The sequence below is a fragment of the Pseudomonas sp. PAMC 25886 genome (genome assembly GCF_000242655.1).
GTDB lineage: Bacteria > Pseudomonadota > Gammaproteobacteria > Pseudomonadales > Pseudomonadaceae > Aquipseudomonas.
The window spans coordinates 1-16303 of sequence record NZ_AHHC01000030.1; the positions used below are offsets into that span (position 1 = coordinate 1).

Genomic DNA, 16303 nt, shown 5'->3' on the forward strand with positions numbered 1-16303 from the left:
GCCTTACCGCGGTTGCACTGAAAAACCGCAGTGAACGCATCGCCGGCAAGCCGGCTCCTACATTGCACAAGCCTTTGACAACCCTGTGTTAATATCGCGCCCCTGTTCATTTTGTATGTGGGTTGCTCCATGAAGTTGTCCATGCCGCGATTCGATCAAGCCCCTGTCTTGGTGGTCGGCGATGTCATGCTCGACCGTTACTGGCATGGCGGTACCTCACGGATTTCCCCTGAGGCACCGGTACCGGTAGTCAAGGTCGAGCAAATCGAAGACCGTCCAGGTGGCGCTGCCAACGTTGCCCTCAATATTGCCGCCCTCGGCGCCCCGGCCTCCCTGGTGGGTGTGACCGGCGACGACGAAGCCGCCGACAGCCTGGCCAACAGCCTGCGTGGTGCGGGTGTGCGTGCGCTGTTCCAGCGCATTCCCCATCAGCCGACCATCGTCAAGCTGCGGGTGATGAGCCGTCACCAGCAACTGCTGCGTATCGACTTTGAAGAACCCTTCGCCACCGATGCCCTGGCCCTCAGTGCCCAGGTCGACGAGTTGCTCGAAGGCATCAAGGTGCTGGTGTTGTCCGACTACGGCAAAGGCGCCCTGAAAAATCACCAGATGCTGATCCAGGCCGCCAAGGCCCGGGGCATTCCGGTGCTGGCTGATCCCAAGGGCAAGGACTTCTCGATTTATCGGGGTGCCAGCCTGATCACGCCGAACCTCAGCGAATTTGAAACCATCGTCGGCGGCTGCGTCGATGAGCACGAGCTGGTAACCAAGGGCGCGAAGCTCATGGCCGACCTCGACCTGGGTGCCTTGCTGGTGACCCGTGGTGAACATGGCATGACGTTGCTGCGCCCTGATCACCCGGCCATGCACTTGCCCGCGCGGGCTCGTGAAGTGTTCGACGTGACCGGTGCCGGTGACACGGTGATCTCCACCCTGGCGGCCTCGATTGCCGCGGGTGAAGAGCTGCCTCACGCAGTGGCCCTGGCCAATCTCGCGGCGGGCATTGTGGTCGGCAAACTGGGTACGGCGGCCATCAGCGCACCTGAGCTGCGCCGTGCCATCCAGCGTTCCGAAGGCTCGGAGCGTGGCGTGTTGAGTCTCGAGCAATTGCTGCTGGCGATTGACGATGCCCGGGCGCATAACGAGAGCATTGTCTTCACCAACGGTTGCTTCGACATTCTGCACGCCGGTCACGTGACGTACCTGGAGCAGGCGCGGGCCCAAGGCGATCGTTTGATCGTGGCGGTCAACGATGATGCGTCGGTCAGCCGGTTGAAAGGGCCGGGGCGGCCGATCAACAGTGTCGACCGTCGCATGGCGGTGCTGGCGGGTTTGGGGGCCGTGGACTGGGTGATCAGCTTTGCCGAGGCGACCCCGGAAAACCTGCTGGCCCAAGTCAAGCCGGACGTGTTGGTCAAGGGTGGGGATTATTCGGTCGACCAGGTAGTCGGCGCTGATATCGTCAGTGCCTATGGCGGCAAGGTCAAAGTGCTGGGGCTGGTAGAAAACAGCTCGACCACGGCGATTGTGGAAAAAATCCGCAGCAACTGACCGAACGCGGCAGGGGAGCTTGCTCCCTTGCCGCAGGTTACCGGCTGCGCTTGCGCGGGACGATTTTCTTCAACAGCAGCTTGGCCCTTCCGGTCAACCGCTTCAATTTCGACTCTTTCTCGGGCGCGCTCAGCCCCTGTTGCCGCAGCCAGTCCTTCCAGCGGATCCGCTCGTCACGCACGATCCAGCCCTCTTGCTGGGCAAAGCTTTCTGCCAGATACAACCCTCGCGTACTCGCCGGATACAGCTGATCCTTTTTCAAGGTGTACAGCTCCGCACACGGCTGGCCGTCTTTCAGCGGCATCAGGTACAAGTCCGGACGCTGGCGGTCCAGGCGCGCGACCAACTGATCACCTTCCAGGCGCTCGTCCACATGAAACAGGCTCAGGGACTTGGCCTCCTTGGGGACTTCCAGGCGCAGGTCATAGATCAGTTGCAGCGAAGCCGTCGGCAGGTGCACGTAGGCCCGTGGGCGCTCAATCAATTGCGTGGTGGCGCAGCGCACCGGGCGTGCGGCGCCGGACAGCGGCGAGAGCCGAAACGGCAATGCTTCGCGGTAGTGCAGGGCGGATGAGTAGGGGGCCGGCAGCCACGTGTCGTTGAAGCGCCCGCCCAACCAGCCTTCCGGGGTTTCCAGCAGGCATTCCTCGGCAATTTCCTGAATGGCGGTGTGCAGTGGCAGGTTCAGTTCGTGGGCCGGCACATAACCGGAGATCAGCTTGAGCACCACATCGCCGCGGTCTTGTCGGCGCTGGCGTACCAGCACCCAGTAATCGCGGTTCTGCCAATGCAGCGTCAGGCGCACCGAAACACCAAGGTTGGCCAGTTCCAGCACGAAACGCTCGGTGTCTTTCACCTCCACCGGCTTGCGCCGTTGCAGGGTCTGGGCGAAGTTGAGCGGCATGCCGACGCTCTGGTAACTCAAGCCTTCGGGCGTGGCTTCGACATGCAGCGGCAGTGTTTTAAAGTTACTCGGGTTTTTTCTAATGAGCGTTCGCGCCATGTCGGCTCCTTCTTGCGTCGGGGTCGGCCGCGTCGGCGGCATCAGAGTTGGCGAATGACCTTGGCAGCGGTCGCTACGTTGTGGGCGAGGTGCAGCGGATTAATGGTCCCGACAATAGCACTGGCGACGCCAGTTTGCGCAAACAACAACATGAAACTGGCGTGAATTGGATCCACTCCGGATTCCAGGCAGACGTGGCCACTGGCCAGTGCTTTTTTCACCAGGATGCCTTTGCCGTGCGCGGCCGCATAATCAATGACGGCTTTCTCGGCCTGTTCGTTCAGATTGTAGGTGACCATGGCGCAATCGCCTTGTTCCAGAGCCTTTACGCCGCCCTCGACGGTTTTGCCGGAGAAGCCGAAACCGCGAATCTTGCCCTCGCGCTTGAGGTCCGCCAGGGTCTGGTAAACCTCGCAATCGTTGAGGATATGCAGGTCGTTGCCGTCGGAGTGCACCAGCACCAGGTCGATAAAATCCGTTTCAAGTCGTTTCAGGCTGCGCTCCACAGAAAGTCGGGTATGGGCCGCGCTGAAATCGTGATGGGACACACCCTCGGCAAATTCTTCGCCCACCTTGCTGACAATCACCCAGTCCTGGCGCTGGCCGCGCAACAGCGGGCCCAGGCGTTCTTCGCTGCGGCCATAGGCGGGCGCAGTGTCGATCAAGTTGATGCCGAGTTGACGGGCCTGGCGCAGCAGCATCCGCGCGGCGTCGTCATCGGGAATCTGGAAACCGTTGGGGTACTTCACCCCTTGGTCGCGGCCCAGCTTGACGGTGCCCAGGCCCAGCGGCGAGACCAGCAGGCCGGTGCTGCCCAGCGGGCGGTGAAGGTCGTGCAGGGTCGGCAAGGTCATGGCAGCAGTTGCTCCCAGGCGGGTTGGGCGATCTTGGGTTTTGGCAGTTCGGGCAGTTTTTCCGGGGTGCCTGGCGTGATGCCGTCACGTTCCAGTGCATGGATCACCCGATCGGCGAAATCCGGTGCCAATGCCAGCTTGGTCGGCCAGCCCACCAGCAGGCGGTCCTGTTCGGCGAGGAAGGCGTTGTCCGGGCGTGTCAGCCCCGACTGCAGCGGCTCTGCGCGGTCCACGCGCAGGGTGGCCCACCGGGTCTGGCTCATGTCGATCCAGGGCAGCAGTTGGGCCAGCTCTTTTTGGGCGGTGGCGATCTGTTGCTCCGGGGTACGGGCCACACCTTCGGCCTCGGCAATATCGCCGCCCAGGTACCACACCCAGTTGCCATCGGCGGCGGGGTGCGTGGTCACGGTGATGCGCGGCTTGGTACCGCCGCCCAGGCAGTGGGCATACAGCGGCTTCAGGCCGGGGCCCTTGGCGATGATCATGTGCAGCGGTCGGCGTTGCATGGCGGGCTGGCTCAGGCCCAGGGCACTGAGCAAGTCAGCAGTGCCGCCACCGGCGCTGAGCACGATACGCTGGGCGCGGATCTCGCGGCCATCGACCTTCAGGCCGACCAGTGTGCCGTCTTCCATCAACGGTTCGATCTGTTCACCGGCCAGCAGGCCGTCGCCGGCCAGTTGCGCCAGGCGTTCGATCAGGCTTGGGACGTCGATCACCAACTCGGCCAGGCGATAGACCTTGCCCTTGAAGCGGCGGTCTTGCAGGGCCGGTGGCAGGTCGTCGCCCTTTACCTGGTCGACGCGGCCACGCACGGCCTTGCTGGCGAAGAAACTGGTGAGGTTGCCGGCGATAGTGCCCGGCGACCACAGATAGTGGGCCTCGGACAGCAGGCGCACGCCCGAAAGGTCCAGTTCGCCGTTGCCCGCCAGGGCTTCGCGCCAGCGGCGGGGCATGTCGGCGATGGCTTCCGAGGCGCCGGTGAGGGCGCCGTGCAGCGCGTATTTCGCACCGCCGTGGATGATCCCCTGGGACTTCACGCTCTGCCCGCCACCGAGGGTGGCGCTTTCCACCAGCACTGTGGAAAAGCCCTGGCGACGCAGGCGCGCATTGAGCCAGAGGCCGGCAACCCCGGCGCCGACAATCAGAACGTCGGTGGAAATAACGGATGGCATGCAGCGACCTCAGTGTTCAAGACAAGAGGCGCAGTATACAGGCACAGAGGCGCGGCGATTTGTCGGTGATCAGTGCCCGGCGGTTTTCGAGAACAACTGAATCACCACCACCCCGAGCACAATCAGGGCCATCCCCAGCATCGCCGGGATATCCAGTTTCTGCCCGTAGATAAACAGCGCGGCGATGCTGACCATCACGATGCCCATCCCGGCCCACACCGCATACGCGACGCCCACCGGCACGGTGCGCACCACCAGCGTGAGCATCCAGAAGGCCACGCCGTAACCGACGATCACCAGCAACAGCGGGATCGGCGTGCTCAAACCCTTGATCGCTTTCATGGAAACGGTGGCGATCACTTCCGAGCAAATGGCAATGGCCAGGTAATAGTAGGCGGCGTTCATGGGGTAAATCCTCGGTACAGGGGTTCAACCGTAGGAGCGAGCTTGCTCGCGAAAGTCGTCAGAGATAACGCAGCGCATCTGGTTTAACGCGGCGCTCTCGGATCCTTCGCGAGCAAGCTCGCTCCTACAAAGGTTGGCATTTTAGAGATTTACCAGATGCGGTAAAGTCATTACCTATCCGAATCAAAGATGGGTTGAGCCATGAGCGTGCAGTGGAGTCTTGAGCAAATGCGCCTGTTTGTCAGCGTCGCCGAGCAGCGTTCATTTTCGGCGGTGGCGCGGGACCAGCGCCGGGCACAGTCGGCAGTCAGCAATGGGATTGCCCTGTTGGAGGCGGACCTGGGCGTATGCCTGTTTGATCGCAGCAGCGGCCGCCAGCCCCGCTTGACCGAGGCCGGCACCGCGTTGCTCGAAGAGGCGCGGGAAGTCTTGCGCCAGTGTGAGCGCCTGAATGGCCGTGCCTTGTCGTTGATGCGGGGGGAAGAAGCCCGCCTGCGCCTGGCCCAGGATGAGGCCATGCTCTATCAGCCGGTGCTCGACAGCCTCGAATCGCTGGCGGGGAAATTTCCCAGCCTGGAGGTGCAGTTGTCCAGCGCCGCCCAAGGCGATGTCGCGCGCAAACTGGTGGAGCGCAAGGCGGATCTGGGCCTGCTGTTCTACCACGACCAAATCCCCGAAGCGTTGGAGCGCCGGGTGCTGGGCAGCGTGGAGATGGTGACCGTATGCGGTATCAGTCATCCCATGGCCAGGGAAAAGTTCGTGGATTGCCAGCGCCTGGCACAGTTTCGCCAGTTGCTGATGGCGACCCAGACCAGCGTGTATCCCGGGAGCGAGGCCGCCAGCCCGCAAGTGTGGCGCGCTGATAGCTTCTACGTGCTGGCCGAATGGTTGGCACGTGGGCTGGGTTGGGCCTGGCTGCCACGGCATGTGGTGCAGTACCCGGCCTATCAGAACCAGATGGTCGAACTGAACAGTGAATGGACCCCGCCGGCACTGGTGGTGGAGTTGGTGTGGCGTCGCGATGAGCCGCTTGGCCCGGCCGCGCGTTTCCTCGCCGAACGTTTTGCCGAGTGCTTGCAGGCGATCGACTGAAAAAGCCGATAAACTCCGCCGCCATGAATAGAACTCTCTACAGCTGTCTGTTTTACCTGGCGCTGCCGTTGGTGGCTTTACGTCTGTGGCTGCGGGCCCGCAAGGCGCCGGCTTACGCCAAGCGCGTGGGTGAGCGCTTTTCCTGGGGCTTGCCGGCCATGCAGCCCGGCGGGATTTGGGTGCACGCGGTGTCGGTGGGCGAAAGCATCGCCGCGGCACCGATGATTCGCGGGCTGCTGGAACGTTATCCACAGTTGCCGATCACCGTCACCTGTATGACGCCCACCGGTTCTGAGCGCATCCAGGCGTTGTTTGCCAACGATCCGCGCATCCAGCACTGCTACCTGCCGTATGATTTGCCCTGTGCGGCCAAGCGTTTTCTTGATCGTGTGCAGCCGAAACTGGCGGTGATCATGGAAACCGAACTGTGGCCCAACCATATTCACCAGTGCGCCAAACGCGGGATTCCCGTGGCATTGGCCAACGCGCGGCTGTCGGCCCGTTCGGCCAAGGGCTACGGGCGCTTCGCCAAGCTGACTGCGCCGATGCTGGCGGAAATGAGCCTGTTTGCCGTCCAGACTGAAACCGAGGCCGAGCGTTTTCGCAGCCTGGGTGCACGGCCGGAAACCGTCGAGGTCACCGGTTCGATCAAGTTCGACCTGACCATCGACCCGCAACTGCTGGTAAGCGCCGCCGCCTTGCGCGAGCAATGGCACGCCAGCGAACGCCCGGTGTGGATCGCCGCCAGCACCCACGAAGGCGAAGATGAAGTGGTGCTCGCCGCCCATCGGCAGTTGCTCGCCAGCTACCCGAATGCCTTGCTGATTCTGGTGCCGCGCCATCAGGAGCGATTCAACCCGATGTTCGAGTTGTGCCAGCAACAGGGTTTCGCCACCGTGCGTCGCTCCAGCGGCGAGGCAGTAACGGCGCAAACCTCGGTGTTGCTGGGCGACACCATGGGCGAGCTGCTGTTTTTGTATGCGTTGGCCGACAGCGCGTTTGTCGGCGGCAGCCTGGTCGCCACGGGCGGGCATAACCCACTGGAGCCGGCGGCGTTGGCCAAGCCGGTTATTTGCGGGCCTCATGTGTTCAACTTCCTTGAGATCAGCGCAATGATGCGCAACGCCGGCGCGCTGCAGGAAGTCGACGATGCCGAGGGTTTGGCGGTGGCGGTGCAGCGCTTGTTCGAGCTGCCGCAGGACGCGCAGAAGATGGGGCAGGCGGGGCTGGCGGTGATGCGCGCCAATCAGGGGGCGTTGAAGCGTTTGCTGGATGGGTTGGGCAGACTGCTTAACCACTGACAACATCAATCAAATGTGGGAGCTGGCTTGCCGGCGATTGCATCACCTCGGTACATCAGTCAGACCGAGGTGATGCAATCGCAGGCAAGCCAGCTCCCACATGGGTTATGTATTGTCTTTAATAACCCGGGTTAGCCTTCAACTGTGCCGCAGCGGCCTTGGCCAGGTCCGGCGGCAGGAAGTCCTTGTCCGGGTTGTAGTCGGCCTTCAGGTACCGCGCCAGATCCTGCAAATCCCCCGGGTTCAAGGTCCCGGCGGCCTGCTTCAAGCGCAGGTTGTCGAGGATGTAGTCGTAGCGGCTGTTGTTGTAGTTGCGCACCGAGGTGTACAGCTGGCGCTGGGCGTCCAGCACATCGACGATATTGCGCGTACCCACCTGGTAACCGATTTCCGTGGCTTCCACCGCGCTCTGGTTGGAGATGATCGACTGGCGGCGTGCCTGTACCTGCTCCACGTCGGTGTTGACCGCGCGGTGCAGATTGCGAGTGTTTTCCACCACCTGGCGGCGCAGGCCTTCGCGTTGCTGCTCGGTCTGGCCCAGGCGGGAATAGGACTCGCGCACTTGCGAGCTGGTGAGACCGCCGCTGTACAGTGGAATCCTCAACTGCAAGCCTACGGTGCGTTGCGACACGTCACCGTGATACGGCTGGCCAAAGGCGCTGGGGTTGCTGAAACCCAGAGCGTCGTTGTCACCTTTTTCGTACTGTGCCACGGCATCCAGGGTCGGCGCGTGGCCGGCCTTGCGTTGCTTCAGGGTTTCTTCGGCAGCAGTGACGGCGTAGTTGCTGGCCAGCAGGTTGAGGTTCTGGCGGCCGGCGGTTTCGACCCAGGCCTTGGCGTCGTTCGGTGCCGGTGGCAGCACCGGCAACGTGTGGACGATGCCCTGGATCGAGTTGTATTGGCGGTTGGTCAGGGTGATCAGCGCTTCGAAGGCGTCGTCCACCTGGCGCTGGGCCAGGATCCGGTTGGCGCGTGCGGTGTCGTAGCTGGCCTGGGATTGCAGCACGTCGGTCTTGTCCGACAGGCCGACGTCAAAGCGTTCGTTGGACTGGTCCAGTTGGCGTTTGAAGGCGGCTTCTTCGGCTTTGGTGGAGGCCAGGTTGTCCTGGGCCCGCAGCACGGCGAAGTAGTTTTCGGCACTTTGCAGGATCAGGTTCTGTTCGGTGGCCGAGAGTTGCAGCGCGGCCTGTTCGTTGACCGCTTCGGCGGCTTGCAACTGGAACCAGCGATCGGCGCGGAACAGCGGCTGGCTCAGGGTCGCGCGCCAGGAATGGGCGTCGCGGTTGACCGTGGCGGCCGGCTGATCCAGCTGGGTGCGCACATTGTTGATATCGGCACCGGCCGACAGGTTCGGCAGCAAGCCGGCGCGGGCCTGGGGCACCACTTCTTTCTGCGCGCCATACTGGGCGCGGGCGGCGGCCAGGTCGGCGTTGTTGTCCACCGCTTCCTGGTAGACGCTGACCAGGTCGGTTTTGGTCGTCAGGGGCGCTTCAGCTGCCCAGACCATTCCGTTGGTCGCACAAGACACGGCAAGAGCCAGTGAGAGTTTGCGCAGCATGAGGCGATCCCTAGAATAATATTACGGCGATAATTTGGTGCCCAAGGCTAAGGCGGCCCATTCCTGGCGTCAAGGCCTCAAGCAGTCACCGAGTGTAGTGGCGCTATCACGGCACAACAATCCTGTAATTACGCCATTCATCACGATGAATGCACCGTCATTGGCAATTTGCCTGCTCCATGGTCTAGACTGGCCGCGTTCTTGTCGGGGTGCCTTGTTGGAAGGCTGAGATCGGTAAATACCGGATCCCGTTGAACCTGATCAGGTTAACGCCTGCGTAGGGAACAAGATTTCTCGTCACCCGGCGAGTCCTCTTGTGCTTCGTCCGGGATGTTGTTCGACAATCGAACAGCTCTTGTGCGCCAAGCACAGCACTGGTTTCAGTGCGTCCATCCGTCACAGGTTCGCTCCGACAAAAATCCACCGCCTGGATAGTTGGAGAGCCCGTGATGACTACAAAACTAAAAAACACCGTGCATTTAAGTGAATCGGCCAAGGTCGACTCCGGTTCCGTGCAGCCGTTTACCCGCTCGCAGAAAATCTATGTGCAAGGCACCCGCCCGGACATTCGTGTGCCGATGCGCGAAGTCAGCCTCGACGTGACCCCCACCGACTTCGGCGGCGAAATCAACGCGCCTGTGGTGGTCTACGACACCTCCGGCCCGTACACCGACCCGAATGTGATCATCGACGTGCGCAAAGGCCTGGGCGATGTGCGCTCGCCGTGGATCGAATCCCGTGGCGACACCGAGCGCCTGTCGGGCTTGAGTTCGCACTTCGGCCAGCAGCGCCTGAGCGATGCCGAGCTGACCGCGCTGCGTTTCGCCCACGTGAAAAACCCGCGCCGCGCCAAGGCCGGGGCCAACGTCACCCAAATGCACTACGCCCGCAAAGGCATCATCACCGCCGAGATGGAATACGTCGCCATCCGCGAAAACATGAAGCTGGAGGAAGCCCGTGCCGCCGGCCTGCTGGACCAGCAGCACGCCGGCCACAGCTTCGGCGCCAGCGTGCCGAAAATCATCACTCCGGAATTTGTCCGCGAAGAAATCGCCCGTGGCCGCGCGATCATCCCGGCCAACATCAACCACACCGAACTGGAACCGATGATCATCGGCCGTAACTTCCTGGTGAAGATCAACGGCAACATCGGCAACAGCGCCCTGGGTTCTTCCATCGAAGAAGAAGTGGCGAAACTGACCTGGGGCATTCGCTGGGGTTCGGACACAGTGATGGACCTGTCCACCGGCAAACACATTCACGAAACCCGCGAGTGGATCATCCGCAACTCGCCGGTGCCGATCGGTACCGTGCCGATCTACCAGGCCCTGGAAAAAGTCGGCGGCGCCGCCGAAGACCTGACCTGGGAGCTGTTCCGCGACACCCTGATCGAACAGGCCGAGCAGGGCGTCGACTACTTCACCATCCACGCCGGCGTGCTGCTGCGCTATGTGCCGCTGACCGCCAAGCGCGTCACCGGCATCGTGTCCCGTGGCGGTTCGATCATGGCCAAGTGGTGCTTGGCGCACCACAAAGAGAACTTCACCTACACCCATTTCGACGAAATCTGCGAAATCATGAAGGCCTACGACGTCAGCTTCTCCCTGGGAGACGGCCTGCGCCCGGGTTCGATTGCCGACGCCAACGATGCCGCGCAATTCGGTGAGCTGGAAACCCTCGGCGAGTTGACCAAGATCGCCTGGAAACACGACGTGCAGACCATGATCGAAGGCCCGGGCCACGTGCCGATGCAGTTGATCAAGGAGAACATGGACAAGCAGCTGGAATGCTGTGACGAGGCGCCGTTCTACACCCTCGGCCCGCTGACCACCGACATCGCACCGGGTTACGACCACATCACCTCCGGTATCGGTGCGGCGATGATCGGCTGGTTCGGTTGCGCGATGCTCTGCTACGTCACGCCGAAAGAGCACTTGGGCCTGCCGAACAAGGATGACGTGAAGACCGGGATCATCACCTACAAGATTGCGGCGCATGCGGCGGACTTGGCCAAGGGGCATCCGGGCGCGCAGATTCGTGACAACGCGTTGAGCAAGGCGCGCTTTGAGTTCCGTTGGGAAGACCAGTTCAACCTGGGCCTGGACCCGGACACGGCGCGGTCGTACCACGATGAAACCTTGCCGAAGGACTCGGCCAAGGTCGCGCATTTCTGTTCGATGTGCGGGCCGAAATTCTGCTCGATGAAGATCACTCAGGAAGTACGTGAGTACGCGGCCAACCAGCGCATTGAAACGGTGGATGTGGACGTGGCCAAGGGACTGGCGGAGCAGGCGGAGCGGTTCAAGCAGGAAGGCAGTCAGTTGTACAAAAAGGTCTGATCTAAAGGCGGCGGTGCTTGCACTGCCGCCATCGCGGGCAAGCCCGGCTCCCACAGTTGATCGAGTTGTTCATAAGTTTTGTATTCACAGCAGGTCCCCTGTGGGAGCCGGGCTTGCCCGCGATAGCGATCTCCCAAACAATAAATGTCCCTCTGAGATAACACCCTTGAGCATTCAACCCAGCACCTATTCCCCAGACATCGCGGTGCCCGCCGACAAACGCGTCTTCGGCGCCCGCGATCTCTTTTCCCTGTGGTTCTCTCTGGGCATCGGCCTGATGGTCCTGCAAACCGGCGCGCTGTTGGCGCCGGGCCTGGGCCTCTCCGGTTCCTTACTGGCGATTTTCCTCGGCACTTTGGTCGGCGTCCTGCTGCTCGCCGCCGTCGGCGTGATCGGCAGCGACACCGGCCTGTCCGCCATGGCCGCCCTCAAGCTCAGCCTCGGCACCAAGGGCGCGAGCCTGCCGGCGCTGTTGAACCTGCTGCAGTTGATCGGCTGGGGCTCGTTCGAAATCATCGTGATGCGCGATGCCGCCAGCCTGTTGGGCACCCGCGCGTTCAGCGAAGGCAGCCTGCTGGCCAGCCCGTTGTTCTGGACCCTGGTATTCGGCGCCCTCGCGACCTTGCTCGCCGTCAGCGGCCCGTTGACTTTTGTGCGGCAGATCCTGCGCAAGTGGGGCATCTGGCTGCTGCTGGCCGCCTGCCTGTGGCTGACCTGGAACCTGTTCGCCAAGGCCGACCTGGCCGCACTCTGGGCCCAGGCCGGTGACGGCTCGATGCCATTTGCGGTGGGTTTTGATATCGCCATTGCCATGCCACTGTCCTGGCTGCCACTGATTGCCGACTACTCACGTTTCGGCAAGCGTGCCCAAAGCGTGTTTGGCGGCACCGCGCTGGGTTTCTTTATCGGTAACTTCTGGCTGATGAGCCTGGGCGTGGCGTACACCCTGGCCTTCGCGCCGAGCGGTGAAGTGAACGCCTTGCTGCTGGCATTGGCCGGGGCCGGCCTGGGGATTCCGCTGCTGCTGATCCTGCTGGATGAGTCAGAAAACGCTTTCGCCGATATTCACTCGGCAGCCGTGTCCAGCGGGATTCTGTTGCGCCTGAAGGTCGAGCACCTGGCGTTGGCCATCGGCGTCATCTGCACGCTGATCGCCTGCTTTGCGCCGTTGGCGCAGTACCAGAACTTCCTGCTGCTGATCGGCTCGGTGTTCGCGCCGCTGTTCGGCGTGGTGCTGGTGGATCACTTCATCCTGCGCCGTCGTGGCCATGGGATTGCTGCCAACCTGCGTTGGCCGGCACTGCTGGCCTGGCTGGGTGGCATCAGCACCTATCACGTGCTGGCGAATCTGTACCCGGACGTCGGTGCGACCCTGCCGGCGCTGGTGCTGGCAGGGCTGTTGCACTTCATTCTGGGCCGGGCCTTCAGTGGCGTGCGGGCACCAGTTCAGGCTTGATTACGCCGGTCAGGCGCGCATAGGGGATGGTCATTTCGATCAGCCCCAATGCGTACGGCGCGATGGTGGTCACGTTGTACTTGAGCACCACGCCATTGCTGGTCAGCGCCACATTCGGGGTTTTCTGGAACGGCCAGTTCTTCACGAAATCCGGGTCGCGGTCCATCTGCGAGTTGATCAGCCAGTTGTTGTGGGCGACTTTCGCAGTCTTCCAGAACGCCTCTTCCTGGCCCGGCAGCAGCATGTCGGTCAGGCTCAGCTCTTTGTGCAGCAGGCGTGAATAGTTGATAAAGCCGCGGCCCGGCTCGCCGTGGGCGGTGCCGGTATCCAGGTAGCTGGAGACTTCAACGATCACCAGTCCGTCATGCTGCTCACGTACCTTGGCTTGCAAGTACATGCTGTTGCGGTCAGGCGACTCACGCAAGAATTTGTCGCGGTAGGCGTTGAGGGTGGCGGGCATGGCCTGGCCAGGCGAAGTGCGGGCCATCTCCAGCAGGCGTTTTTCGACGATCTGGTCCAGTTGCGGCTCGGACGGGAAGTGCACCGTGTCGATGTTGACCAGCGGGCAATCCGGGCTGCTGCAGCCGGGCTTGATCTGCTCCGAGGCGTCGGCGGTGGTGTCCAGCGGCTTGAGGTAGCTGGGTTGGAACAGGCTCTGGCAAGCGCCAAGGGTCAGGGCGATACAGGCCATGGAGGCGATTTTTAAAAGCGACATGTGTGTCCTTCATAAATCGAGGAAAGGTGAAAATGTGGAGCTTCGACTCCCGACAGGGCAGTCAGTTCGCCACTAAGCTGATTAGAGTGAGTTTGACGCCCGCCGTCTATCCCGGCAACTGGAAAGGGGCTGCATCAAGGGGCGCGAGCGCGTTAGGATGGCGCGATGTCGAGGCTGCCTCGACACCGCAAGGCAATAAACGAGGGTTGATATGACGGACACAGCGAAATCGACGCCGAGCAAGGTTGAGATTGTTCAGCGCGACAATGCCTACAAGGGCTTCTACAAACTGGATCGGCTGAAGCTGCGGCACGAGAAGTTTGATGGCGGCATGAGCCGTGAGCTCAATCGCGAAGTCTTTGTTCGTCATGACGCCGTGTGCGTGCTGCCCTACGACCCGCAGCGCGATGAAGTGGTGCTGATCGAACAGTTTCGCGTAGGCGCCGTGGGCCGTACCGACAACCCGTGGCTGATCGAAATGGTCGCCGGCCTGATCGACAAGGATGAGCAACCGGAGGAGGTTGCACACCGCGAAGCCGAAGAGGAAGCTGGCCTTACATTCTCCGCACTCTGGCCGATCACCAAGTACTTTCCGTCGCCGGGTGGCAGCACCGAATTTGTCCACTTGTTCCTGGGCCGTTGCGAAAGCGCCGGGGCCGGTGGCGTCCATGGACTGGAAGAGGAAGCCGAAGATATCCGCGTCACCGTCTGGGCCTTTGAAGACGCCCTGCAAGCGGTACGTGACGGTAAAATTTCCAACGCAGCGAGCATTATTGCCCTGCAATGGCTTGCGCTTAATCGCGCGGAAGTGAGGGGGTTATGGCAGTAAAGGCACGGGAGCGATATCGGGTTGACCTGATCGGGCTGCAAGCAGCCTGCGAGGCCAACTATGCACGGCTGATGCGGCTGCTGCCGGACATGCGCCACACCCCCGAGGCGCGGCGTATCGCCGTGACCCACGGAGACCAGATGCTCGGCGTGCTGACCCTGGAAGTGATCGTGAATTGCCCGTACACCACCACCCTGCGGGTGCGCCAGGAACACAGCCTGCCGTGGCTGCCGGTGCCGCAGCTGGAAGTGCAGGTGTACCACGACGCGCGCATGGCCGAAGTGATCAGCGCCGAACATGCGCGACGCTTTCGCAGCATCTACCCTTACCCCAACGTGTTCATGCACCAGCCGGATGAGAAAGCACAGCTCAATGTGTTCCTCGGCGAATGGTTGAGCCACTGCCTGGCCCTGGGCCACGAGTTCGAAGTCGTTCGATAGATGTGAACTGCGTCCGCTTCACGGGTTTCCTCTTTGTGTCCTGCCCCAGCATAATCGCCTCAAATGTCCATTCCTGTGATCACGCCCCGGGAGAACGCCTTGTCGAGCGTATCCGCCTTGAATCCTGACGCTTCGGCGTTGCTGGTGCAGTTGTCCGACAGCCACCTGTTTGCCGAGGCGGACGGCGGGCTGCTGGGCATGAAAACCCGCGACAGCCTGCAACGGGTCATCGAAACGGTGCTGGCGCAGCAGCCGCAGATTGACCTGGTGCTGGCCACCGGGGATTTGTCCCAGGACGGCACGCTGGAGTCCTATCAGGCCTTTCGCGACATGACCCGGCAGATTCAGGCGCCGGCGCGCTGGATCCCGGGGAACCACGATGAGCCGCAGGTGATGCTGCAAGCCGCGATCAACAGCGCGTTGCTGGAGCCGGTGGTGGATGTGGGCAACTGGCGTATCACCCTGCTGGACTCGGCCGTGCCGGGCTCGGTGCCGGGGTATTTGCAGGACCAGCAGCTGCAACTGCTGGCGCAATCCTTGAGCGAAGCGCCGACTCGTCATCATCTGGTGTGTTTCCACCATCATCCGGTGTCCATCGGTTGCGCCTGGATGGAGCCCATCGGCCTGCGCAACCCCGAGGCGTTGTTTGCGGTGCTGGATCGGTTCCCGCAGGTGCGTGCGGTGCTCTGGGGCCATGTGCACCAGGAAATCGACCGCGAACGCAACGGCGTGCGCCTGCTGGCGTCGCCGTCCACCTGCATCCAGTTCGCCCCCGGCAGCGAGGACTTCAAGGTGAGCGAGGAAGCGCCCGGTTATCGCTGGCTGCGCCTGCATGCCGACGGACGGTTGGAAACCGGCGTGGAGCGGGTGCAGGGTTTTGTGTTTCAGGTGGATTACGGTAGTAGCGGGTACTGACGGCTTTGGGGGCATATCCGTTATTTAGGTAACGGCGACTTAGGGTTCCGCTCTTACAGCGGGTCCCTTTTGGAAAGGAGCCCGGAATGCCGGCCCAGCCAAAAGTAACCAAAAGGGCTCTTGCTCCACCACTCGGTGCCTCGCCTAGGCTCTGCATGCCCGCACTCCGGCACGGCCGGGCGCCTAAGATCAAGATCAAAAGCCAGAGCACAGCGGCCTATCGGCGGGCTTGAGTGTTAGAAGCAAGAGCAAGAGCAAACGCGGTCAAAAATGTGGGAGTGGGCTTGCTCGCGAATGCAATCTTTCAGTTGATGCATTCGGTGACTGACACACCGCCTTCGCGAGCAAGCCCGCTCCCACATTTGGACCGTGCCCGCTTCTGATTTTGCCGTTGCCGTTGCTGTTGCTGTTGCTGTTGCTTCACACCACTCAAGCCGGCCGGTAGGCCGCTGTGCTCTGGCTTTTGATCTTGATCTTGATCTTAGGCGCCCCGTTAAACCACGCTGGCCGAACGCAGGCTTTGGAGCGTGGGTAACCCGGCAGGACGCCGGGTTAGCCGCGCTGGGCCAGGGATGGCCCATCGCGGCGGCCCACGGTCCAAAGCCGGAGTGAGGGCACACCGAGCCTAGGCGAGGTGCCGAGTGGTGGGGCAAGAGCCCTTTTGGTTACTTTT

General features: G+C 62.1%; 14 protein-coding genes and 1 riboswitch. Of the genes, 8 read left to right on the plus strand and 6 right to left on the minus strand.

Annotation, left to right across the window (positions count from 1 at the left end; translation table 11 throughout):
• Positions 1-129: 129 nt before the first annotated feature.
• On the plus strand, positions 130-1551 hold the full coding sequence (gene hldE, locus MUM_RS0109465) for a bifunctional D-glycero-beta-D-manno-heptose-7-phosphate kinase/D-glycero-beta-D-manno-heptose 1-phosphate adenylyltransferase HldE (RefSeq protein WP_010169313.1): 1422 nt from the start codon (positions 130-132) through the stop codon (positions 1549-1551).
• 37 nt (positions 1552-1588) lie between these two features.
• Here the strand turns inward: hldE and MUM_RS0109470 are convergent, their stop codons facing one another.
• From MUM_RS0109470 to MUM_RS0109485, 4 genes are all read right to left on the minus strand, one after another.
• Positions 1589-2554 carry a hypothetical protein gene (locus tag MUM_RS0109470; RefSeq protein ID WP_010169317.1) on the minus strand — a complete coding sequence of 322 codons (966 nt, stop codon included), beginning with the start codon at positions 2552-2554 and terminating at the stop codon, positions 1589-1591.
• Between the two features lie 41 nt (positions 2555-2595).
• The gene (locus MUM_RS0109475; RefSeq protein ID WP_010169318.1) at positions 2596-3408 is read right to left on the minus strand and encodes an aldo/keto reductase; all 813 of its coding nucleotides are present in this window, start codon (positions 3406-3408) and stop codon (positions 2596-2598) included.
• On the minus strand, positions 3405-4580 hold the full coding sequence (locus tag MUM_RS0109480; protein WP_010169320.1) for an NAD(P)/FAD-dependent oxidoreductase: 1176 nt from the start codon (positions 4578-4580) through the stop codon (positions 3405-3407). Before MUM_RS0109480 ends, MUM_RS0109475 begins: the two co-directional genes overlap by 4 nt.
• A gap of 69 nt (positions 4581-4649) precedes the next feature.
• Complete coding sequence (locus MUM_RS0109485; RefSeq protein WP_010169322.1) at positions 4650-4985, minus strand: DMT family transporter; 336 nt, start codon at positions 4983-4985, stop codon at positions 4650-4652.
• A 201-nt stretch (positions 4986-5186) separates the two neighbouring features.
• Here MUM_RS0109485 and MUM_RS0109490 point away from each other — a divergent pair, with 201 nt between their 5' ends.
• A complete protein-coding gene (locus MUM_RS0109490) occupies positions 5187-6077 on the plus strand; it encodes a LysR family transcriptional regulator (RefSeq protein WP_010169325.1) in 891 nt (296 codons plus the stop codon).
• 23 nt (positions 6078-6100) lie between these two features.
• Entirely contained in the window at positions 6101-7378 is a 1278-nt protein-coding gene (gene waaA, locus MUM_RS0109495) for a lipid IV(A) 3-deoxy-D-manno-octulosonic acid transferase (RefSeq protein WP_010169326.1), read from the plus strand.
• A 118-nt stretch (positions 7379-7496) separates the two neighbouring features.
• On the opposite strand, the gene MUM_RS0109500 is transcribed toward waaA, so the two are convergent.
• Positions 7497-8936 (minus strand): TolC family outer membrane protein, encoded by a 1440-nt coding sequence (locus tag MUM_RS0109500; RefSeq protein ID WP_010169328.1) that lies wholly within the window; start codon positions 8934-8936, stop codon positions 7497-7499.
• Positions 8937-9131: 195 nt separating this feature from the next.
• Positions 9132-9237: riboswitch (TPP riboswitch) on the plus strand.
• Between the two features lie 148 nt (positions 9238-9385).
• On the opposite strand from MUM_RS0109500, the gene thiC reads away from it, so the two are divergent.
• Positions 9386-11275, plus strand: a complete 1890-nt coding sequence (gene thiC, locus MUM_RS0109505) for a phosphomethylpyrimidine synthase ThiC (RefSeq protein ID WP_010169330.1) — start codon at positions 9386-9388, stop codon at positions 11273-11275.
• Between the two features lie 166 nt (positions 11276-11441).
• Positions 11442-12731, plus strand: a complete 1290-nt coding sequence (gene cytX / locus MUM_RS0109510; protein WP_010169332.1) for a putative hydroxymethylpyrimidine transporter CytX — start codon at positions 11442-11444, stop codon at positions 12729-12731.
• Here the strand turns inward: cytX and MUM_RS0109515 are convergent.
• On the minus strand, positions 12700-13446 hold the full coding sequence (locus MUM_RS0109515; protein WP_010169333.1) for an RsiV family protein: 747 nt from the start codon (positions 13444-13446) through the stop codon (positions 12700-12702). The genes cytX and MUM_RS0109515 overlap by 32 nt on opposite strands.
• Before the next feature lie 211 nt (positions 13447-13657).
• On the opposite strand from MUM_RS0109515, the gene MUM_RS0109520 reads away from it, so the two are divergent.
• The 3 genes from MUM_RS0109520 (at position 13658) to cpdA (ending at position 15630) form a co-directional block, all read left to right on the plus strand.
• Positions 13658-14275 carry an NUDIX domain-containing protein gene (locus tag MUM_RS0109520; RefSeq protein ID WP_010169335.1) on the plus strand — a complete coding sequence of 206 codons (618 nt, stop codon included), beginning with the start codon at positions 13658-13660 and terminating at the stop codon, positions 14273-14275.
• On the plus strand, positions 14266-14715 hold the full coding sequence (locus MUM_RS0109525) for a DUF1249 domain-containing protein (RefSeq protein WP_003209507.1): 450 nt from the start codon (positions 14266-14268) through the stop codon (positions 14713-14715). Before MUM_RS0109520 ends, MUM_RS0109525 begins: the two co-directional genes overlap by 10 nt.
• A 99-nt stretch (positions 14716-14814) precedes the next feature.
• Positions 14815-15630: a 3',5'-cyclic-AMP phosphodiesterase gene (cpdA, locus tag MUM_RS0109530; protein ID WP_029615823.1), complete on the plus strand. Its 816-nt coding sequence runs from the start codon at positions 14815-14817 to the stop codon at positions 15628-15630.
• Positions 15631-16303: the final 673 nt, after the last annotated feature.